The organism is Pedobacter sp. BMA (genome assembly GCF_001027745.1).
In the GTDB taxonomy this organism is placed as follows: Bacteria; Bacteroidota; Bacteroidia; order Sphingobacteriales; family Sphingobacteriaceae; genus Pedobacter.
Map to the genome: position 1 here is coordinate 37,698 of NZ_LECU01000011.1, position 21,502 is coordinate 59,199.

Genomic DNA, 21,502 nt, shown 5'->3' on the forward strand with positions numbered 1-21,502 from the left:
TTAAAAATAAAAACAAAACACTGTAAATCAATAAATTAATTTCATAAAAAATAATCTTAAGTACTAAAAATGATAATTAAAATAGCACTGATTGTTATTTAACAGCAATGTTTTGTATAATAAATTAGCTGTTTTTGAGATGTAAATTATACTTAACAGACATTCTTTGCCTATAAATAATAATTTGAATCATGACACCATCTAAAGCCGGCCATATTTATTGACTCAAAAAGAGGCAATGAACTGCAATTGCAGGATTATTAAAACCAGAGTCTTTAAGTGATTTTCAGCTAAACGAGTAAAAAGAAAACCGCCTATTGATTGGTTTTATGAGCGGCAATACCCGTTAACTTCGACCTGATCCTGCTCAAAGTTTCAAGTCTCATGCATAAAAATGATGCGATGTGTTTTAGCGGTACCCTGTTTACTAGATCAGGATACGATTTAGTAAATCGAAGATATCTTTTTTCAGCAGATTGCAGTCTTGATATATAAGCCCTTTCGCATGCAGCAAGGTAATGGATCTGCGTCATCTTCCTCCCCACGTAATTTGCAATATCAAAATTTAAATAAAGCTGCCGCGACATACTGTGCGGAACTGCGATGGCTATCACATCTTCGATGGCCTGCACGTACTCTTCAGTATCTATATCTTCCTCCCATAAGTTACGTATGTTCCCTACCAGTTCATACTCAGATGCGATCCATGTGGTGATTTCCTTATTTTCTTCTTTCATATATCCTCTTGCCACTCCTTTAAGCAAAAGAAAGATATACTTATTGCGATGTAATGGAGAAGAAATAAATTTGTTCTTCTTATAAACTACTGGAAAAGTCTGGTTGTTGATAATGAATTCGATTTCTGGAGTTAAATCATGAAAATTTCTAAACACAGTAATCAAGGGGGAGAATCCATTGAAATCAGCCCACTTATCTTTAGTAACTTTTCTTTCGGGATTCATAATTTATGATGTCCTCAATAATGGAAAAACAGATGAGAGTTATAATGCAAATTTAAGCTATAACTGGTTATTTATCCTATTTATATGAAAAAACAATTTTGCCGTGAGGAATAGGTATTTCGTATTGTTTCTCTCTTAAGGACAAGGTACCCATTATTTGTGAATAATTAACGGAAATGCCCCCGTTTCAGCCAGGTCTTTGTTAAATGCGGCAATGAGAGGCAGATGCGGGAAAATTGAACAAAAAAAAGCAGGCCAAAATGGCCTGCCTCTCATTAACACGATATATCTCTGATATTACTTCTGAGATTGTTCCGGGGCCTTGCCAATTAAATCCATAAACTGATCCAACTTAGGTGTAATAATAATTTGGGTACGTCTGTTCTTGGCTTTTCCGGCTGGGGTAGAATTGTCGGCTATAGGATTATACTCCCCTCTTCCACCTGCGGTTAAACGTTTGGGATCAACTGCATATTTGGATTGCAGTACCTGCACAACGGATGATGCACGTAAAGCACTTAAGTCCCAATTATTGCGTATGTTGGGTTGAGTAATAGGTACGTTATCCGTATTACCTTCAATCAAAACGTCGTAGGTATTGTAATCCTTAATGATTTTCGCAATTTTATTTAGCGTTTCCCCCGCTTTATCTGATACTTCGAAGCTGCCAGACTTATAAAGCATGTTATCAGCCAGTGAAATGTAAACTACACCTTTTAATACCTGTACATCTACATCACTTAACTCTTCCCTACTTAGCGATCGTGTTAAGTTGTTTGTTAATACCATATTAAGAGAGTCGCTTTTGTTCTTAGCGTTAACCAGCTGCTTGATGTATTTGTTTGAACTATTGATCTCATCAACCAATTTAGAAATATTCACATTTCCCTGATTACTGGAATTTAAACATTTATTTAAGGCATCTTGCAAAGCAGTAACGTTGGCTTTTTCAGAAGCAATCTGCTCTTCCAAACTCTTGACCCTACTGGTAGAGCCAGAAAGTTCTCTCTGACTATCCTGATATTTATTACTTAATTCCTGATTCCTTTCTCTCAGCTTTGAGTAGGTATCCTGAAGTTCTGCATATTTCTTATTGCTCACGCAACCAGAAATCAAGACTCCTGCTAACAGCATTATGGGGATTGATCTATAAAATTTCATAATCTTTTATTTTTTAAGATTATAGCATAACAATTTCCTTGCCGCAATGTTTGCACGAACCTTTCCGCATTGTTAAAGCGTGTTAATCTCCAACGAATCGAAAGACGCCAAAGCCTTGTAAGTTCTAAACCCGATACTTCCTGACTGGTATTCACCATCAATTACTGAAACTATGGCACGCGATGCTCCATCTACAAACACTTCAATTTTAGTTCCTTTAGCTACAACTTTAAGCCGGTAAGTGGAATTTAATTTTACCGGATATTTTACTGTTGCTAAAGGAATCCATTTTTGACTCACTGCCTTACCGATTTGAATCTGACTATTGTTTGCACTCAAACCAACATAATAACCCTGATAGGCATCAGCACCAATTGCAGGGTTCGACACCCGGAAAATCAGTCCGGCATCCCCATCTGTTTTAACTTTAATATCTGCCACGTAACTGAAATCTTTAAAATTGGTATTATTGGCTATATATTTTGATCCGTTCATGCCGTAGCCGCCCGAACCAGCATTAGAAGCAGCTTGAATTGTTCCACCTTTAAAGAACCAGCCACCACCGTAGAAAACCCAGTTATCAGGCATTCCTTTTTCAAAATTTTCGATAAGATTACCTGTTATTTTTTTCGGTTGACCAATGGTTGGAAAGAGGCTCAAACGAATGTTTTCTGAACCATAAGGCACCAAGGTAACTTCTTCAGTTTTTTCTTTAGAAAATACAGGACTTACAGGTACATCAAATGCAGTAAGTTTATTAGGCGCCAAACCCCAGGAGGGTATTTTTTTCGCCTTCACTTTTAGCTTAATGGGTGAGGTTTCTGCAATGAAGGGATTTATGGGAATTAATCCTTTTTCTACTTTGATCGACCCAGCTACATTGTTTTTATCAAAGGCAAGACCATAGTTCCATGCCGACTTTGGATAAATTTCATAATCCGTAAAACCGGCCACTGCATGTGTTTTCGTAATGCTTTTCTCAGCCTTGATCTCCAGTGCATACACTAAAGGACCTCGCTCAATGCTAACAGAATTGTTTACCTGGTTTGGTGTAACAATGTGCATTGGAAAATTAAGTTCTAGTTGATCAGCATCTTTCCATTGCCGGTTTATTTTAAGAAATTCGCCAGGCTTAACCCCTTTTAATACTACTCCATTAAGCTTCACCACAGGTAAGTTGCACCATGCCGGGATTCTTAGAATCAACGGAAATGCTACCGTACCGTTCAGTGAAAGTTTAAGTCTAATCTGCTCATCAAAAGGATAATCTGTTTCTTCGGTGATTTTAATCTTATCATTTGCAACAAATCTTTCAATTTCCATAGGCCCATAAGTAACTATTGCCAAACCTTTGTCCGGGGTAGCTACAACAGCATTTTTAACAAAGTATGGCCAACCCATATGCATATTATACCTGCAGCAACCGTAGCCCGAGTATGGGCTTAAAACAATACCAGAACCATAATCCTGATTGAATCCCAATTCTCCATAAGCACTCATTACCTGGTTTGGCAGCGTGTAATAAGAATGGTTTTTAAAGTCCCTGCTAAACTGAGCAGGTAGTGCGTTGAAGGCAATCTTCTCTAATTGATCTCCAATACTGGAGTCGTGAATAATCCGTACTGCAGTTTCCAGGCTCTGCATCCATTCCACTACAGTGCAGGTTTCAACACCGCCCGTAGAGTTTCTACCGGCAAGAAATTCAGTGCCCGAACCAAGACCCTGAGGCTGTCCATGGTCGTTCATGATGTGCTCAATCCCTTTTGAAAACGCATCCATATTGGCTTTCGTTTCGTTTAGTTGAGCATAAATTACCGGATACTTGAGTGCCTGCGCCACATTTACCATATGTTTTGGCTGAAAGTCATCTCCAAAGAAATAAAACTCGTTGTTGCTATAGATATCAACCCAGGGATACGCCTGCTGATTCAGTTTTTCTACCAGCCTGAGTAATTTGGAATCACCGGTTTTGTTATATAACCAAATGGCGATTTCCATATTATCACCAGCTCTTGATTTGCCCCATTCCTTAAGTGGGTCAGCATCCAGGTTAGCCAGTTCATAATCAAAATAACGGGTCAAAAATGGGATCACCCTTTTATCTAGTGTAGCCTCATAATAGCTTTGAAGTGCATACATCATGGGCATCCGTGGCCACCAGTCTTTCATTTTCCCAGGCCCGAATAAACCATTTTCCTGCTGGCTGTTCAGTGTCCAGTCGATATACTTTTGCGCTTTTGCCTTTAAACCTGCATCATCAAGCGTATAAGCCAGGGCAACCAAACCTTTTACATAATAAGGTACCCGCTCCCATCCATTGCCTGTACCACCTAACCAATCTGTATTTTTACCCAGATTGTCATCTTCCGGATAAAGCGCTTCGGCAAACCCCGTAGCACCATCGCGTTGTTGTTCCAGTTGTTTCAATAACCAGCCCTTAGCCTTTATACTTCCTATTGGTAACTGAACATAAACATCTTGTTTCAGTGGTAGCCTGTTGAATTCGTTTGATTTTGATTGACCTTTTACCTCCAATACAGCCAAACATGTCAGTGTAACGCAAAGCGATTTAAGAATTATGCTCATATAAGAAAACCCGGTTAGATATTTTTGCTAAACTAACAATTCCTCTTGAATTAATAAAACGTTTTAGCTTTCCTTCCGCTTAAAATAATCAGGTCTGGTACATACAATGGCACGAACTCTTCAAATAAATTTTATTTGTGATAAACACCACATTTGGTCTATACTATTACGATCAAATTTCATTAATAACTTCACAAGCGTAAAAAGAAATTAAAATCAACATATTTTTATTAAATATTTTGACTAGGCGAGGCAATTTGCTTATTTTGCACCATTATAAACTACCTGAATACTATTTCTTGAAATATAGTTGAAGCTGGTTTGTTCTAAAAACGCAAAGTTAAATGGTAAAGATTTTTATTGGCGGTCTGGCTGAGAATATTCAGGAAATGGATATTGCAATTTTTGTTAGTCTTCATGGAAAAATAGAAACGATTAAGGTGGTACGTGATCGCGCTACAAAAAAGTGTAAAGGATATGCATTCATTGAGCTTTTAAGTTTGGATGATGCTAAAAATATTATTTCCATGCTTGATGGCGAAACTTTTAAGGGCAATGTAATCACTGTTAAACTTTGCGCCGAAGAAGCTCCGAAAAAAGCTTTAAAACCAAAACCAACCGGACAAAGTACAGGTTTCAAAAGCAAAAGACCAAGGGTACAACGCTAGTTACCCCTAAATTCGTTTGCTTGAGCGTTCTTCTTCATTTAAAACTAATTCCTTTTAGTAAATATTTTTAATTTAGGCTAATCGATTTTCACAGTTAATACCGTGTAGTTTAACCAGGTCCGTCGCAAAGCCACACTGCATTCTCCCCCTTCCATCATCAAATAACCAATTATGAAAAAGGGATAAAGCCTGAAAGACTTTACCCCTAACTAATCATTTATTTTACAAATATTTCTTACCAGTAAACACTATAAAGTGCTACGATTAAACCTAACACAAGCAACGCACCCACTGCAAATGCACTCGAGGTTTTAAACATCTTAATATCAATTTCAAGTCCTTTTGCCTCTGCTTCCGCCTTATTTGATAAACTGCTAATGATGATCATTCCCAAAATACAGAATACAAACACGAAACCCATTCTATCTAAAAACGGTATCTCATATACACCGGAAGCAGTTTTCACACTGAATCCCATTCCAGAAAGCCACGATAAATCGGTAAGACCTGGCAATACCTTTAGTACAATCGACAATAAGAATCCACCAATGGTTGCAAATAATGCTGCCGCAGAGGTTGTCCTTTTCCAGAAAAAACCTAAAATAAACATGGCAAAAATACCCGGAGAAACGAAACCTGTGTATTCCTGAATGTATTGGAAACCACCTTTCTTGTCGATACCCAAATGTGGTGCAATCAACACACCTAAAATCATGGCTACAACAATAGATACCTTCCCTGTGTTAACCAGATTTTTCTCAGTAGCATCTACCTTAAGCACTTTTTTATAGATATCTAAAGTGAAAATGGTAGCAATACTATTTGCTTTACCAGCTAAAGATGCCACAACAGCAGCAGTTAAAGCTGCAAATGACAATCCTTTCAATCCGGCCGGAAGTAAATTCAAGAGCACCGGATAAGCACGATCTGGATTTACCGTACCGTCCTGAAGCATCTCCGTTTGAAAAGCACCATCCTTATACAATACATAAGCAGCGATACCAGGCAACACCACTATAATTGGCATTAATAGTTTTAATAATGCAGCAAACAATAAGCCGCCTCGGGCAGTCTCTAAGTTAGCACCTAAAGCACGTTGAGTAATATACTGGTTACAGCCAAAGTAATTCAGGTTAACAATCCACATCCCTCCTATCAACACACTTAAACCAGGTAAGTCGATATAGTTTTCATTGTCTGGCTTAAATATCATGTGAAAATGCTCGGAAGCTTTAGTAGTCATTAAGCTATACCCTTCCAAAATCCCCGAAGTGCCATAATGTGTTGACACTAAATTTAAAGCTAAATAAGTAGTGGCAAGACCACCAAGTATTAAAAAGAATACCTGTATAACGTCAGTGTAACCTATTACCTTCATCCCCCCAAGGGTAATAATGATAGCAAAAACGGCAATGGCATACATACAGAATTCCAGATTGAATCCTGAAATACTACTTACTGCCAGGGCACCTAAGTATAGGATGGAGGTTAAATTCACCACTACATAAAGTAATAGCCAAAACACCGCCATAATCATAGCTACAGTGCCATTATAACGTTCGTGGAGGAACTGCGGCATAGTTGCAATTTTATTCTTCAGGTAAACCGGCATAAAAAATACAGCTACCACGAGCAAGGTAACTGCCCCCATCCATTCGTAAGATGCGATGGCCAAACCCATTTTAAAACCCGAGCCGCTCATGCCGATAAACTGCTCAGCAGATATGTTCGATGCGATAAGTGATGCCCCGATCGCCCACCATGTTAAAGATCCTTCAGCTAAAAAATAATCTTTAGAACCTGTAGATTCTGATTTCTTTTTGTTGTAGATGTAAAGTCCGTAAGCGCCCACAATGATGAAATACACTGCAAAAACAATGTAATCCTTAGTGTCCAAGATGTTTTCTTTCATTTTATTTATTTGGTTATTTTTATTTATTTCTAGCTAATTACACTAGTTCCCTGATCTGTCGTAACTACATATGCTGCAAGGCTGAGACCGAATTTCTCTTCATATCTGGAGCTGAGGTTTTCAATCAGATCATCAATCTTTTCATCCCTAACGATGTTAATGGTACAGCCTCCAAAACCGCCACCCATCATTCTGGCCCCCAAAACATAATCAAGCTCTTTTACCGAATCAACAAGAAAATCGAGCTCGGCACAGCTCACTTCGTAATCAACACTCAATCCGTGATGGGTTTGATACATCAGCTGACCAAGGCCATCAAGGTTGCCATTCTTAAGTTGCTCTGCAGCGGTAAGCAAGCGTTCAATCTCTTCAATCACGAAACGGCACTTATTGTAAACATCCAGGTCTTTGGGTTTCACATATTGTTCCAGCATGGCTAAATCAACGTCGCGCAGGCTGTTTACACTTGGGTAGGCTTCTTTTACCCATGCCACCCCCTGCTCGCATGAGGCTCTTCTTTTATTATAGGCCGAATCGGCTAAAGAGTGCTTAACGTTAGTGTTCAATAATACCAACTTATATCCATCCAGTTTTAAAGGAATATAAATGTATTTCATCGAACGGCAATCGAGCATAACCGCATGGTCTTTCTTTCCAAACACCGAAGCAAACTGATCCATTATCCCACAGTTTACACCTGCAAACGTATGCTCAGCCTTTTGCCCGATAAGGGCGATATCCATTTTCGGAATTTCCAGATTGAACAATTGATCAAGTGCATAACCTGTAGCACATTCCACTGCGGCCGATGAAGATAAACCGGCTCCTAATGGCACATTTCCATCAATATAGAAGTTGAAGCCTCCAAGACTGTAACCTCTTTTTTGGATTTGATCCGCAACACCAAGAATGTAATTAGCCCAATCGTTTTCAGATTTTTTCAGATCCTTAATTGATGAAACATCAAGCTGCTGATAGCCCTCAGAGAAGAGGTGAACTTCATGATCATCCCGCTTAGAAATCCCTACATAAATGGCCTTATCTATGGCTGCTGGCATTACAAAACCCTCGTTGTAATCAGTGTGTTCTCCGATAATGTTAATTCTGCCAGGAGAACGTACTATTAATGGATCAGCATTAAAAATGCCTTTAAATATAGATTTAAGATTTTCCAAATTCATATTTGAAATATTTAGTTTTCAGCTTTGCTGGTTTTATAATGAACTGTTGACATTTCTCTTAGTCGGTTTGCAGCAAATTCAGGTGTAATATCACGCTGAGGGTTTGCCAGCATCTCATAACCCACCATAAATTTCTTCACACTTGCTGAGCGTAAAAGTGGTGGATAGAAATGCATATGCCAGTGCCATTCAGGGTAGTCGCCATTATTTACGGGCGCCTGATGCATACCGGCTGAATAAGGAAATGAGGCTTCGAATAAATTATCGTACTTAGTAGTCACCACTTTGATGGTTTCGGCCAACGCTCTCTTTTCAGCATTGGTAAAGAGTTTAATGCTATTGATATGGCGTTTGCTCACAATCATCACCTCGTATGGCCAAACTGCCCAAAATGGAACGAGCGCAACGAAATGATCATTCTCAAATACAATACGTTCCGATTTTTTAAGCTCCAGTTTCAAATAATCCCCTAACAAACTTCTGCGGTGAACGGCAAAATGTGTTTTCTGACGACCAGTCTCCTTCACAATTTCCAATGGGATATCGCTTTGCGACCATATTTGACCATGTGGATGCGGATTGCTGCAACCCATAATCTCACCCTTGTTTTCAAAAATCTGAATATATTTAATCCACTCCTGCTCTGCAAGCTTATTGAATTCATTCTGCCACACTTCAACAACTGCCGTAATCCCCTCAGCACTCATTTCAGGTAAGGTTAGGTTATGCTTCGGACTGAAACTGATCACCCTGCATATACCTTTCTGGTTGTTGGCAACCAAAAGGTTATCTTCATTTAGTCCACCATCAGGCGTATCAGATAGCAATGCTGCGAAATCGTTGTTAAAAACAAAACTTTCCTTATAATCGGGATTGGTATCCCCATCAGCCCTGCCATTTCCCGGACATAAGTAGCATTTTGGGTCATATTCCGGACGGTTGTCTGGTGTTAAATCCTCAACTTTTCCTTGCCAGGGCCTTTTAGTGCGGTGTGGTGAAACCAAAACCCATTCGCCTGTTAAAATATTTAAACGGGTATGCGGATTGTTGTCTAATTCAAATGTAGAATTCATATTGTGTTTGTGCTGTCAGAATTTAGCCTCTTTTTTGGTTAAAATATCTATGGCGCAAATTATAAAATTATTATTAATTGTCAAGCAGACATTTAATAATAATTTTTATATTCGTAAAAAAATGAACATCTTAAAGCTTTCAAAATAGTATTGTTAAATGAAAGAGTATTCTAAGCAGCCACATTACCTTGTTGCTGTAGATTGCATTGTATTTGGATTTGATGGCGAACACCTGAAAATTCTATTGGTAAAAAGGGGGCTTGAACCTGAAATAAACAAATGGAGTTTAATGGGCGGATTTCTCGGGCCAGATGAAACTCCAGACGATGCGGCCAATAGGGTACTTAAAAAAACCACAGGTTTGGAAGGTGTTTATCTGGAACAGCTCCAGGTTTATGGAGCGCCAGACCGGGATCCAATCGAACGTACACTTTCAGTGGGCTACTTCGCACTGATTGATATTCATAAATATGAAGCGCAGCTGAACAATGACCATAAAGCGGAATGGTTTCTGATCAACGATCGTCCTAAACTAATTTTCGATCACGAACAGATGGTTTCCGATGCCCGTAAAAAACTCAGATACAAAGCCGCTCAACACCCTATCCTATTCGAAATGCTACCCAAAAAGTTTACTATTCCACAGCTTCATATCCTTTTTGAAGAAGTAAACGATACCAAAATAGATACCCGAAATTTTAGTCGAAAAATTACGTCCACAGGCTTGCTCATCAAATTAGATGAAAAAGATAAAACAGGATCAAAAAAGGGGGCTTACTATTTTAAGCTTGATAAAAAGAAATATGCAGCGAATGCCCAGGCATATTTAAGCTTAATTCCAAACGCAAAGACTTAAAAAAATCTATATAAATAGCATTCATGCTATTTAGAATCGATCTAAAATAAGACCAATCCCTGACAATACTGTAATAAATTTAGTTTTATAACAACTATCTTCGTCGTTGTTGGTTAATATCACTTACTATCAAAATCATGACGAAGAACATCTTTATAGCATCAGCAGAACCCTATACCGGAAAATCGGTTATTGCGTTTGGGATGATCAATATGCTTCTGGCTAAAACCCAGAAGGTTGGTTATTTCAAACCTATTATCGCACAGGAAGATCCAAATCAAAAGGATGAGCACGTTCAGGCTATGCTCGATTACTTCTCACTTCCCTTACCTTATGAAGATGCATTTGCCTTCACCCGTCAGGATATGTTGCACCAGTCAGAAGATAGTGGCAGCATTATTAATACCATCATCAGTAAATACAAAAAGCTGGAAGATAACTATGACTTCACTGTTATCGAGGGAAGCGACTTTTTAGGTGAAGGCAGCGCCTTTGAGTTTGAATCAAACGCATTAATGGCCAAAAACCTGGGGGCACCTGTTTTAATTGTGGTATCTGGGAAAAATAAAACTGCCAGCCAGCTGTTTAAATCTGCTATTAATATTTACCGTAATTTCTTACTTAGAGACGTGCAGGTATTGGGTGTAGTAGCCAACATGGTTAACCCTGAAGAAGCAGAAAGAATTAAACAAGCACTCACCAACCAGCTACCACCAGAATTGCTAATTGCAGTGATTCCTATAGAAAGCGGACTTCAAAGTCCGACCATGAAAGAAATTGCTACCGCGCTGGATGCTGACATTCTTTTTGGTGCCGATTTGCTCGATAACCAGGTAGATAACTTTGTTACTGGCGCAATGATGTTGCCAAACTTTTTAAGGCACATTAAAGATAACCTGCTTATTGTAACCCCAGGCGATCGTGGCGACATTATTATTGGATCCCTGCAGGCCAACCTATCAGCCAATTATCCAAAAATTGCCGGGATTGTACTCACTGCAGGAAGTTTACCGGATGAACCCATGATTAAACTGATTGAAGGTCTGCAAACCATCATTCCGATTATTTCCGTGCAGAAGGGTACATTTGAAACCACAACAACCATTGGTAGTATTCATTCGAAAATCACCATTGATAATAAAAAGAAGATTGAGTTGGCCATAGATATTTTCGAGAGGCATGTCGACCTTAAAGCGCTCGATGATAAAATAATCACCTTCAGTTATCAGGGCATTACCCCTCATATGTTCCAGTATCAGCTGGTCAAATGGGCTAAGCGGGAGAAAAAGCATATTGTTTTACCCGAAGGAAACGACGACCGCATTTTAAAGGCAACAGAAAAACTGATCGCTCAGGACATTGTAGACATTACCCTGCTGGGTGATCCGCTTGAAATTGGTAACTCCATCAAGCGACTGGGCTTAAACCTCGATATCAACGCCATTCAGATTCATCAACCTACCCATTCGCCACACTATGATCAATATGTTGAAACGCTATACGAATTGCGCAAAGCAAAAAATGTAAACATGGAAATGGCCACAGATATGATGACCGATGTTTCATATTTCGGTACCATGATGGTTTACAAAGGGGATGCCGACGGAATGGTTTCCGGAGCGGTGCACACAACTCAACATACCATCAGGCCGGCCCTGCAATTTGTAAAAACCAAGCCAGGTGTATCTGTTGTATCATCGATCTTTTTTATGTGCCTCCCTGAACGGGTAGCCATATTCGGCGACTGCGCTGTAAATCCGAATCCAACAGCCCAGCAACTCGCAGAAATTGCCATTTCATCTGCAGAAAGTAGTGCCCGGTTCGGAATAGAGCCCCGGATTGCCATGCTCTCCTACTCTTCAGGTACGTCCGGAGAAGGTGAGGATGTAGAAAGGGTTCGCGAAGCCACAGCAATTGTGCGCGAGCGTTTCCCGGAGTTAAAAATTGAAGGCCCTATACAGTATGATGCCGCTGTAGATCCCGCAATTGGCCGTCAGAAACTACCCGATTCTGAAGTTGCCGGCCGCGCCAGTGTTTTAATATTTCCCGATCTAAATACCGGAAATAACACTTACAAAGCCGTTCAAAGGGAAACAGGTGCATTAGCCATTGGCCCTATGCTACAAGGATTGAACAAACCCATCAACGATTTAAGCCGCGGCTGTACAGTCGACGATATATTTAACACGGTTGTCATTACAGCCATTCAATGTCAGGAAATCTAATAAATGAATATTTTAGTCATCAACTCTGGAAGTAGTTCCCTCAAATACCAGCTCTTCAATATGCCCAACCCATCACCGGTTTGTAGCGGATTGGTAGAACGGATTGGCATTGAGGGTTCCTATATCAAACATACCGTATTCAACGGAGGTAAAAAGTCAGTAAACGAAAAGTCTGGCTTTATCAGCGATCATAACGAAGCCCTTAGCCAGGTTTTATTCATGCTCATCGAGGGGGATCAGTCGGTAATTAGTAGTTCAGATGATATTGCTGCCGTAGGTCACCGTGTAGTGCATGGTGGTGAACACTTTTCAGGGCCTACCTTAATTACAGCAGAAGTTAAGTCATTAATCAGAAAATTATTTTCCCTTGCACCTTTGCATAATCCTGTGAATTTAACCTGTATTGAAGTTGCTGAACAAACCTTTCCAAAAGCTAAACAGATAGCTGTTTTTGATACTGCTTTTCACCAGACCATTCCGGTTGAAGCCTTCAGATATGCTATCCCTGAGAAATATTATAAGGAAGATGGGATTCGCGTTTATGGCTTTCATGGTACCAGCCATAAGTATGTTAGTGAACAAGCTATCAATTGGCTGGATAAAAAAGAGGCTAAAATCATCAGTATTCATTTAGGAAACGGATGCAGTATGACAGCAATCAGAAACGGAAAATCAATTGACACCAGCATGGGCTTTGGCCCTTTAAGCGGACTGGTAATGGGTACCAGATCGGGCGACATCGATCCTTCGGTAATATTTCACCTGATTGAACATGCCGGATATACCCATGCACAGTTGAGTGCATTGTTTAACAAACAGTCGGGATTACTCGGCGTTGGTGGTTCAAGCGACATGCGCGACATCAGGAAGCTAGCTGCTGAAGGTAATGAAGGAGCTATTCTGGCTTTAGCACTTTATGCCTACCGCATTAAGAAATTTATTGGTACCTATACCGCTATCCTTAATGGTGTAGATGCATTGATTTTTACTGCCGGTGTTGGCGAAAATGATAAAGCCATGCGCGAAGCCGCTTGCGGCGAATTGGATTATCTGGGGATTGAGCTTGACGTAGCAAAGAACAATAGCTACTCAGGCGGCATTATGGATGTAAGCTCATTAGGTTCAAAAGCAAAAATCCTGGTTGTTCCTACTAATGAAGAATATGAAATTGCTCACCAAAGCTATAAATTACTGGCTGAATAAATATTTTAATTTTTGCCGCAGTCTCCCAATATCTGTGAATCTGGGGCTATTTTTTTTGACATCTTCCAGGCTTTCGCAGGCACTCTTTACCTACCATCCAACAGAATCATGGATAGCACTCCATCTTCCGGTGGACATGGATTGGGGCCTTGCTCCAGAAAATAATTTACCACTTTTTCGATCATGGGTTGCTCAACATGAGGAATAGAATCGAATACAATATTTTCTTTTTTTTCACGAACAGATACGGTAACGGTATTCCCGAATATGGAAAAACTGATTTTTCCTTGTGAACCATAGATTTCGCAAACATCATTTTGATCTGCAGCTGCCACAGTAAAACACCAGGTTCCATTGAATACCACACCATTTTTAAATTTAATTTGCCGGGTTACAAAATCATCCGCAGCAGATAAACGGGCCTGATTGAGTTCCAATCCACTAAACGACTCGATTTCCCCAAAGAAATAATACATTAGGTCTAGCTGATGTGGTGCAAGATCATGAAAAAGTCCGCCACCTGAAACCTCAGGATTTCTTCGCCAGTCTTCATCGCTTTTGGCAATCAGTTCATTAGTGGAGCTTTGATACATTTCCAGTTTTACAAAACGGATATCGCCTATTACAGCTTCATCAATAAGTTTTTTTATTTTTAGAAACATGGGTTGCGCCCGCCTGTAATGTGCGATGGTAAGCTTGATGCCGCTTCCATTTGCGGCTTCTGTCATTCGCTTTGCAGATTCTGCATTAAGCGTCATTGGCTTTTCCACGTAAACCGGTTTTCCAGACGCAATCGCTTTTAAAGTATATTCTTCATGACTTCCTGGAGGCGTTGCAATGTAAATGGCATTTACTTCAGTATCATTAATCAGATCATCTGCATTAATATACCATGTCGGCACACCATGACGTTTAGCATAATCTTCCGCCTTTGCGGCATCTCTCCGCATCACTGCCACTAAGGAAGAATTTTTTATTTTATTGAAAGCGGGACCACTTTTAACTTCGGTCACATCGCCACAACCAATAATGCCCCACTTTATTTCTTTTAAACTCATAAAGGCAAGTTAATAAATGAAAGCCGCAGATTCATTGTACTGCAAATAAAATAGCCACTGAAACACAGAAACCACGAAAAACTAACAAACTCCGTGTATTCTGTGCTTCCGTGGCTAACCTAATTTGTGGATCACCAGCGATCAATTTAGCTATGACCCGGTTTTACACATATTAATCATCATGGTAAGCTCATCAACGGCAGCTTCATTACTTCCATCAAAACCGGTTAATTTAAACCTTACATTTCCATTGGCATCAATAACAAATTTGGCTGGGATTCCGTTAACCTTATAACTACTTACTACCTTATTTACTTTAGTTTGTGCATCTTTTAAATCCATCAACACTTCAAAATTATATTTCATGCTTTTGATATAATCTCCGGCATCTTTAACAGGGTCGGCTACTTTTTCCCACGTATGAATGAATAAAAACTTCACGTTATCATCTGCTTTGTATTTATCAACAGCCATCTGCATTGCCGGGAAAGAGGCTTTACATGGCCCACACCAGGTTGCCCAGAAATCCAGAATCACTGTTTTACCTTTGTAGTCGGCTAAAGAAACCTGTTTACCATTTAAATCTGTTAGCGTAAAACCTGCTGCCGTTTCGTTAACCATGTCTTTAGTCAGTTTTTTGCTTAAAGCTTCGAGATAACTTTTACGGGTTGCAGCAGCGTACTCTTCGTATCCTTTATCACTTCCTTTAACTTTCACATAAAGCTTTTTAAAGTCATCGGCCATTGCCGGAGTAGCTTTTCCTGCCTTTACCACTTCTTCCAGTTTATCATAAGCTTCCTGATTTCTGTTCAATCCCATCAAAATCTGAGCATAGCGATAATTTAAAGGTGGGTTTAAACCCTGCGATTTAGCATAGGCCATTTCAGAATATTTCAATGCCTCATCATACTTTTTCCTTTCGAACAAAATATTAGCATAAGTACTCGTTAATCCCGGATAACCCGAAGCAGAGAACTTTGCCCAGTTTTCATTTCCCTTTTTGCCATCAATATAAGAAAAAGCATTATCCATTGCTTTCTTCGCATAGATCTCTGCATTCGCAAGATCACCATTTTTATAAAAAGCAGTAGTGATGCCAGAGTAGGCATTGCCTTTCCAAAAGTCTACTTCAAGCATATTTGCATATTCATTTGCCTTGACAACATTTTTTTCTGCGGCAAATTTACCGGCTACATTTGCTCTTACATAATCATATGCCAAACGATCATCAACTTTTACATTGGGATAATTAGCCGGTGGAAATTTTTTAATCCAGCCTTTGTAGGCAGATTCTGCTTCATTAGCTGTTTTTAGCAGGTAAAAATCTTTGGATGCTGCACTTCTGGCCTGTGTGCCTAAAGGAAAACGCGTCACTACATCATTATATAACTGCTCTGATCTTTTCTGATCTCCAATCCGATAGTAGTAATTTGCTGCCATTAATACGGTAGCTTCTGTTTTGCCATCAGATAATTCGGCAAGTTTACTTCTCAGCTGTATTTTATCGGCTGTATCTTTTGATAAAACCAGTTTATTGAGGTACTGTGCTGTAGTATCCGTAGTTTTTTTATCCTGTGCATTCACTGAAATCAATACAGCATTTGCCAGTAGATACAAGCCGGTGGTTCTTAAGAGTTTCATATTATTTTTCATTTAGAGTTGATTTAAAAACCCGCCATTCAATCATTACAGAACGGCGGGAAGAATATTTAATATCCCGGGTTTTGGGTAAGGTTAGCGTTTAGCAATATCTGGTCTGATGGGATTGGGAATAATTGGGCGCTCGATTTATACGTGGTCTTTAACGAACCCAAAACAGCATCTGCTAATCCCATTCTTTTTAAATCAAACCATCTGTGACTATATTCACCGAATAATTCCAATTTTCTTTCCTTGGCCACTGCGGTAAGTAATCCTGCGGTAGTAGATGCGGTTGTATTACCTAAACCAGCTCTGGCTCTAATAATGTTAATATCAGCCTGTGCACCTGTGATATTCGATTGTTGCGCTCTGGCCTCTGCCCTGATTAAATATTGCTCTGCTAAACGCAATAACACAGTATATTCATTACCTAAAGTGGACGCCGTAGCCGTTTGAACCTTGTATTTATTAATTCTGTAATATTTTACCGCGTTATAAGTGGTAGAGTCAACCCAGGTTGTTTTACGATTGTCATTCATTTCAAAATCTTTTGTGAACGCACCAGACAAAACAAAGATTGGAGGCACAATGTTGTTCGCAGAACTCGTAGTACGGTATGATGTAAACCCTGATGCACCGTATAACGAAGATAATTGTAAAATGGTCTCACTACTGGTATTTATAAAAGCATTTGCAGTTGTAGCCATAGTATAAGTACCGGCGCCAATTACTTTTGTCGCTTCAGCTTCCGCATTTACATAATCTTTATTGTAAAGATATGCCCTTGCAAGAAGTGCAGTTGCTGCCCATTTATTTACCCTCACCCTAAGCGCAGCAGTTCCCACGTAAGCTGTTGGAAGCAGATTTTGTGCATCCTTCAAATCACTAATCACCTGAGCATAAACCTCAGCTACAGAAGCCCTGGGTTTAGTGGCGTTGTTTAGCTCAACCGGATCTGTGGTTAATGGAACTCCTCCGTACAAATTAACAAGGTTAAGAAACATAAATGCACGGAAGAACTTAGCTTCACCGGTAAGCTGATTTTTTACAGTAGCACTCACACCGCTTGTCTTATCCAATCCGTCAATAATGAGATTAGCATACCTGATCACCTGATAAGAATAACCCCAAATGTAGTTTGAGGATGTTCCGTTTGTGGTTGAAACAACATTTTGTGTGAATTGAACATAATCAGAAACTGCTGTTGTGTTCTGCAACTCATCAGCCGATAATCCCGAAGCCCATGTTTCGTACTGAATAGAATTAAGGAATGAGTAATTAGAGTAAAGAGACAATGTTGCACTGGTTGCAGAGTTATCACTGGCAAAAGCATCATCTTTTGAAATTAAGTTAGTAGCCAGCTTTGCCTCAACATATTTCTTGCACGATGAAAAAGACAACAATACAAGTGACAGTGAAGCAGCTATGATGTATAAATTAAATTTAATTTTCATGATTTCTTAAGATTAAAGTGAGCAATTTATACCGAAAACAATTGTTCTGACCTGAGGTATAGCGGTATATTGTCCTGTTCCTAAACCAGAACCTGTACCCGGAACCGTCGTATCCGGATCATATACATACTTTTGTTTCGCCCAGGTATAAATATTTTGTCCCTGTACATAGACACTAAGGTTTGATAATTTAAGCTTGCTCACAATTTGCTTTGGAAGCGTATAGTTTAAGCTCACAGTCTTTAATTTCCAGTAAGAAGCATCACCCCAGTTTAAATCTGATGAGGTTAAGTTATTATATGACGCATCAGAAGAAGTTGATGCCGCAGGATACAATGCCACATCACCAACGGCCGACCAGCGGTTCAATATTGCAGTACTTTGATTTACATAATTAATACCGGCAGGGCTTGAGGTTAAAGTTGGGTTAAGCACACCATAACGATGATTGTATTGAAACATAAAATCAAGCGTTAATCCTTTATAGCTAAAACTATTATTGATGCCACCAAAATAAGGATGTCCATATTTTACAATATACCTGTCACCTGCAAAAGTAATGGTACCATCACCATTTATGTCCTGATAAGTGGGCAAGCCCGTTTGAGGATTTACTCCATTGTATTGGTATCTTTTTGTTATATCTACCGGCAAACCAATTACATAACTGCTGGCATAAGATGTATTCGCCAGATTATCAAATTTCAGCAACTTGTTGCGCAACATGGTCATGTTGATATTGGTCGACCATCTGAAGTCGCCTGATGCAACATTTACGGTATTCAACTCAAACTCGAAGCCTTTATTCTGAACAGTTGCATCAAGATTTGCATAATATCCTGAAGTTCCAATTTGCAGAGGAGTACTGATATAGTTCAACATATTAGAAGTCCTGTTGCGATAATAATCGGCCTTTAGTAAAATTCTGTCCTTAAGAAATCCCAATTCGATAGCAATGTCAAGCTTTTTAGTGCTTTCCCATTTCAAGTCCTGATTTTCAATATTTGAAGCAACATACGTTGAGTTTCCATCATAATTGCTGCTTGTTCCCGATGTCGTATAAAGCGAATAATACAGGTAATTTGGAATCTGATCATTACCTGTTACACCGTAACTGGCTCTTAATTTACCAAAACTTAAAAAGGTTAAATCTTTCATAAAGTTTTCTTCAGTAAATATCCATGAAGCTCCTAAAGCACCAAAATTCCCGAATTTGTTATTGTTACCAAAGCGTGAAGAACCATCTCTTCTGAAAGTGCCGTCAACGATATACTTCCCTTTCCAGTTATAGTTTAAACGACCAAAAACTGCATTGTATTTGTAAATGGAATTGGAATTTAGATTTGTAGTAACAGCAGAGGCACCTAAAAGGGAATTAATCAGAGCTTCGTTACTATAACCTGTACCAGTTAATGAAATCCCCTCGGTATTGGTTTGCTGAAATGTAATACCTATTAACGCTTCAAAACTTCCTTCCCCTATTTTTTTATTATAAAGCAACTGAGGTTCTATAATATAGTTCGTATTGCTATTATCTGTATATCTTAACGAACTTATCTGTGAAGCCGCAGGATTCTGAGAGCTGGCAGGATTAATTTGCTGCTGCCTCAATCTCGTGGTACTGTAGCCTAAATTAGCTTTTACTGTCAATTCATTAATAATCTTATACGAAAGATTAACGTTAGAGATCAGGTTACTTGTTTGTGCATCAGTAGTTTTAGGGTAATAAGACAGTGGACTGGTTGAAGTCCAGTTTACCGACCCGTTTGCATTGTATAATGGATAATTTGGTGCTAAGGTATAGATGGTACTTAAATCTGTATTCGGCATCAGGTTTTTCATGTAGGCATAGTTAACCGAGCCGTCAATATTGAACTTACCATCTGCACTTTTGTGTCCTGCACTCAACCTGCTTGAAAATGTCGTGGCACCAAAATCGCCTCCATATACTGTACCCTGTTTGCGATAGGTTGATGAGAACATGAAAGAATTTTGCGCATTGCCACCAGTTACTGAGCCCGTAGCATTAGTCATGTGTCCTGTATGGCCAATAAAATATTTTTGCCAATCAGTATAGGCATTTTGATCCCAAACTGTCAGATCCAGTGCATTCGCTGCTGTTGGTGTTACACTTGTTCTTGCAAAGGCAGCTTTTCTCATGGCTAAATACTGTTCTGTATTCATCATAGGAATGTAGTTCGAAACATTTGAAATACCACTGTTGACATTAAAATTGTAAGCAGTTTTACCTTTCCCTCCTTTTTTTGTTGTAATCAAAATCACTCCGTTAGAACCACGTGATCCATAAATTGCTGTAGCATCTGCATCTTTCAGAATATCAATACGCTCAATATCTTCAGGTGCAATCATACTGAATGGACTAACACCTCCGTTCGCAGCCGAAACTCCGTAAGCATTCAAATTATCAGTGGCAGGTTGTGCAGCATTAAAAAGAGTAAACGGCACACCATCAATCACATACAACGGAATAAAACCCGCTCCTGAAAGTGCTGTTGCTGAACCACGGATATTTACCCTCACTCCCGCTCCGGGCAACCCGTTATCCTGGGTAATCTGAACTCCGGAAATTCTTCCCTGCATAGCCAGTAAAGGATTCTCCACTGTTTGTTTACCAATATCGCCCGAAGTAATTGAGCTCACCGCTCCCGTATTCAATCTTTTTGTAGTACTTCCATAACCAATTACCTGCACCTGATCCAATGCGGCTGCCGATGCGCTTAGTTTGATATCAATCAGACTGGCTACTCCGCTCTGTAATAAACCGCCTGTAATTTTTAGCTCTTTGGTTTCATAACCGATGTATGAAATTACCAGAACATCACCTTCGTTAAGTTCCAGCACAAAAGACCCGGTTGATCCTGTTAGTGCATATTTTTTAGTACCCTTTACCAATACTGTGGCACCAACCAGCGGATTGTTGTTTTCATCTACAACCCGGCCGTTGAAACGGGATGCTGTAAATATCGCGCCGATTTTATCAATAAATGATTTCTCTTCTTTTTTAATCAGCACCGTTTTAGCTTCAATTTTATAGCTTAACGACTTGTTTTTCAAACAATAATCAATTACTTCGGCTAACGGAGTGTTGTTAAACTCAACATTGATTTTAGTCGCATCGTTAAGTGTTTGCGTAGTATATAAAATTCGGTATTCGGTTTGTTTTTCTATTTCTTTAAATACACGTTCAATGCTGACATTTTTAGCCGAAAAAGTTAGTTTTTGAGAGAAACTGGCAGCACTTACATGCACCATAAAGGCAATCATGATGGCAATGGTAAGTTTCATGGTCAGTAGTAGTTTGGAAGGAAAGCACAGGTGTAGCTTCCCTTGAAATAAAGGATTAAAATTCATACTTTCGTTTGTTTGGGTTAATGCGTAAATGGATCTCAGAAATTTGTTTTTAAGGGTTAACTCAGCTTTATGGCCATGGAAGTGCTGGTAACACTTTCGTGGCTTTTTTGCTTAAAAAACCTGCTCATGTTACGCCGCGGCTGGTAGTTT

At 39.3% G+C, this 21,502-nt stretch carries 14 protein-coding genes; 4 read left to right on the forward strand and 10 right to left on the reverse strand.

Going from position 1 to position 21,502, the window contains the following annotated elements; all coding sequences use genetic code 11:
• Positions 1-314 precede the first annotated feature (314 nt).
• The 3 genes from AB669_RS20690 to AB669_RS20700 all read right to left on the reverse strand — a co-directional run bounded on the left by AB669_RS20690 (position 315) and on the right by AB669_RS20700 (position 4,709).
• Complete coding sequence (locus tag AB669_RS20690; protein WP_047801279.1) at positions 315-962, reverse strand: Crp/Fnr family transcriptional regulator; 648 nt, start codon at positions 960-962, stop codon at positions 315-317.
• Positions 963-1,259: 297 nt separating this feature from the next.
• Positions 1,260-2,123, reverse strand: a complete 864-nt coding sequence (locus AB669_RS20695) for an OmpA family protein (protein WP_047801280.1) — start codon at positions 2,121-2,123, stop codon at positions 1,260-1,262.
• 72 nt (positions 2,124-2,195) lie between these two features.
• Positions 2,196-4,709: a beta-L-arabinofuranosidase domain-containing protein gene (locus AB669_RS20700; protein WP_053058519.1), complete on the reverse strand. Its 2,514-nt coding sequence runs from the start codon at positions 4,707-4,709 to the stop codon at positions 2,196-2,198.
• Positions 4,710-5,053: 344 nt separating this feature from the next.
• Here AB669_RS20700 and AB669_RS20705 point away from each other — a divergent pair, with 344 nt between their 5' ends.
• Entirely contained in the window at positions 5,054-5,377 is a 324-nt protein-coding gene (locus tag AB669_RS20705; RefSeq protein ID WP_047801281.1) for an RNA-binding protein, read from the forward strand.
• A 235-nt stretch (positions 5,378-5,612) separates the two neighbouring features.
• On the opposite strand, the gene AB669_RS20710 is transcribed toward AB669_RS20705, so the two are convergent.
• The 3 genes from AB669_RS20710 to AB669_RS20720 are packed head-to-tail and all read right to left on the reverse strand — an operon-like array spanning position 5,613 to position 9,543.
• The gene (locus tag AB669_RS20710) at positions 5,613-7,289 is read right to left on the reverse strand and encodes a sodium/solute symporter (protein ID WP_047801282.1); all 1,677 of its coding nucleotides are present in this window, start codon (positions 7,287-7,289) and stop codon (positions 5,613-5,615) included.
• A gap of 29 nt (positions 7,290-7,318) precedes the next feature.
• Positions 7,319-8,470, reverse strand: coding sequence for a galactokinase (locus tag AB669_RS20715; RefSeq protein WP_047801283.1), 1,152 nt, complete (start codon positions 8,468-8,470; stop codon positions 7,319-7,321).
• An 11-nt stretch (positions 8,471-8,481) separates the two neighbouring features.
• On the reverse strand, positions 8,482-9,543 hold the full coding sequence (locus tag AB669_RS20720; protein WP_047801284.1) for a UDP-glucose--hexose-1-phosphate uridylyltransferase: 1,062 nt from the start codon (positions 9,541-9,543) through the stop codon (positions 8,482-8,484).
• 157 nt (positions 9,544-9,700) lie between these two features.
• On the opposite strand from AB669_RS20720, the gene AB669_RS20725 reads away from it, so the two are divergent.
• The 3 genes from AB669_RS20725 to AB669_RS20735 all read left to right on the forward strand — a co-directional run bounded on the left by AB669_RS20725 (position 9,701) and on the right by AB669_RS20735 (position 13,827).
• Positions 9,701-10,399, forward strand: coding sequence for an NUDIX domain-containing protein (locus tag AB669_RS20725; RefSeq protein WP_047801285.1), 699 nt, complete (start codon positions 9,701-9,703; stop codon positions 10,397-10,399).
• 137 nt (positions 10,400-10,536) lie between these two features.
• Positions 10,537-12,624 (forward strand): phosphate acetyltransferase, encoded by a 2,088-nt coding sequence (gene pta, locus AB669_RS20730; protein ID WP_047801286.1) that lies wholly within the window; start codon positions 10,537-10,539, stop codon positions 12,622-12,624.
• A 3-nt stretch (positions 12,625-12,627) separates the two neighbouring features.
• On the forward strand, positions 12,628-13,827 hold the full coding sequence (locus AB669_RS20735; protein WP_047801287.1) for an acetate/propionate family kinase: 1,200 nt from the start codon (positions 12,628-12,630) through the stop codon (positions 13,825-13,827).
• Positions 13,828-13,913: 86 nt separating this feature from the next.
• On the opposite strand, the gene AB669_RS20740 is transcribed toward AB669_RS20735, so the two are convergent.
• The 4 genes from AB669_RS20740 to AB669_RS20755 form a co-directional block, all read right to left on the reverse strand.
• Positions 13,914-14,885 carry a Gfo/Idh/MocA family protein gene (locus AB669_RS20740; RefSeq protein ID WP_047801288.1) on the reverse strand — a complete coding sequence of 324 codons (972 nt, stop codon included), beginning with the start codon at positions 14,883-14,885 and terminating at the stop codon, positions 13,914-13,916.
• Positions 14,886-15,035: 150 nt separating this feature from the next.
• Positions 15,036-16,526 (reverse strand): TlpA disulfide reductase family protein, encoded by a 1,491-nt coding sequence (locus tag AB669_RS21695; protein ID WP_197082461.1) that lies wholly within the window; start codon positions 16,524-16,526, stop codon positions 15,036-15,038.
• Between the two features lie 68 nt (positions 16,527-16,594).
• Complete coding sequence (locus tag AB669_RS20750) at positions 16,595-17,980, reverse strand: RagB/SusD family nutrient uptake outer membrane protein (RefSeq protein ID WP_053058521.1); 1,386 nt, start codon at positions 17,978-17,980, stop codon at positions 16,595-16,597.
• Between the two features lie 12 nt (positions 17,981-17,992).
• Positions 17,993-21,286, reverse strand: coding sequence for a SusC/RagA family TonB-linked outer membrane protein (locus AB669_RS20755; protein ID WP_197082462.1), 3,294 nt, complete (start codon positions 21,284-21,286; stop codon positions 17,993-17,995).
• Between the last annotated feature and the right edge of the window lie 216 nt (positions 21,287-21,502).

What these genes read in the sequence shown, in the direction of transcription:
- AB669_RS20690 (WP_047801279.1), bottom strand. Translation starts at nt 962, where the DNA reads ATGAATCCCGAAAGAAAAGTTACTAAAGATAAGTGGGCTGATTTCAAT.
- AB669_RS20695 (WP_047801280.1), bottom strand. Translation starts at nt 2,123, where the DNA reads ATGAAATTTTATAGATCAATCCCCATAATGCTGTTAGCAGGAGTCTTG.
- AB669_RS20700 (WP_053058519.1), bottom strand. Translation starts at nt 4,709, where the DNA reads ATGAGCATAATTCTTAAATCGCTTTGCGTTACACTGACATGTTTGGCT.
- AB669_RS20705 (WP_047801281.1), top strand. Translation starts at nt 5,054, where the DNA reads ATGGTAAAGATTTTTATTGGCGGTCTGGCTGAGAATATTCAGGAAATG.
- AB669_RS20710 (WP_047801282.1), bottom strand. Translation starts at nt 7,289, where the DNA reads ATGAAAGAAAACATCTTGGACACTAAGGATTACATTGTTTTTGCAGTG.
- AB669_RS20715 (WP_047801283.1), bottom strand. Translation starts at nt 8,470, where the DNA reads ATGAATTTGGAAAATCTTAAATCTATATTTAAAGGCATTTTTAATGCT.
- AB669_RS20720 (WP_047801284.1), bottom strand. Translation starts at nt 9,543, where the DNA reads ATGAATTCTACATTTGAATTAGACAACAATCCGCATACCCGTTTAAAT.
- AB669_RS20725 (WP_047801285.1), top strand. Translation starts at nt 9,701, where the DNA reads ATGAAAGAGTATTCTAAGCAGCCACATTACCTTGTTGCTGTAGATTGC.
- pta (WP_047801286.1), top strand. Translation starts at nt 10,537, where the DNA reads ATGACGAAGAACATCTTTATAGCATCAGCAGAACCCTATACCGGAAAA.
- AB669_RS20735 (WP_047801287.1), top strand. Translation starts at nt 12,628, where the DNA reads ATGAATATTTTAGTCATCAACTCTGGAAGTAGTTCCCTCAAATACCAG.
- AB669_RS20740 (WP_047801288.1), bottom strand. Translation starts at nt 14,885, where the DNA reads ATGAGTTTAAAAGAAATAAAGTGGGGCATTATTGGTTGTGGCGATGTG.
- AB669_RS21695 (WP_197082461.1), bottom strand. Translation starts at nt 16,526, where the DNA reads ATGAAACTCTTAAGAACCACCGGCTTGTATCTACTGGCAAATGCTGTA.
- AB669_RS20750 (WP_053058521.1), bottom strand. Translation starts at nt 17,980, where the DNA reads ATGAAAATTAAATTTAATTTATACATCATAGCTGCTTCACTGTCACTT.
- AB669_RS20755 (WP_197082462.1), bottom strand. Translation starts at nt 21,286, where the DNA reads ATGAAACTTACCATTGCCATCATGATTGCCTTTATGGTGCATGTAAGT.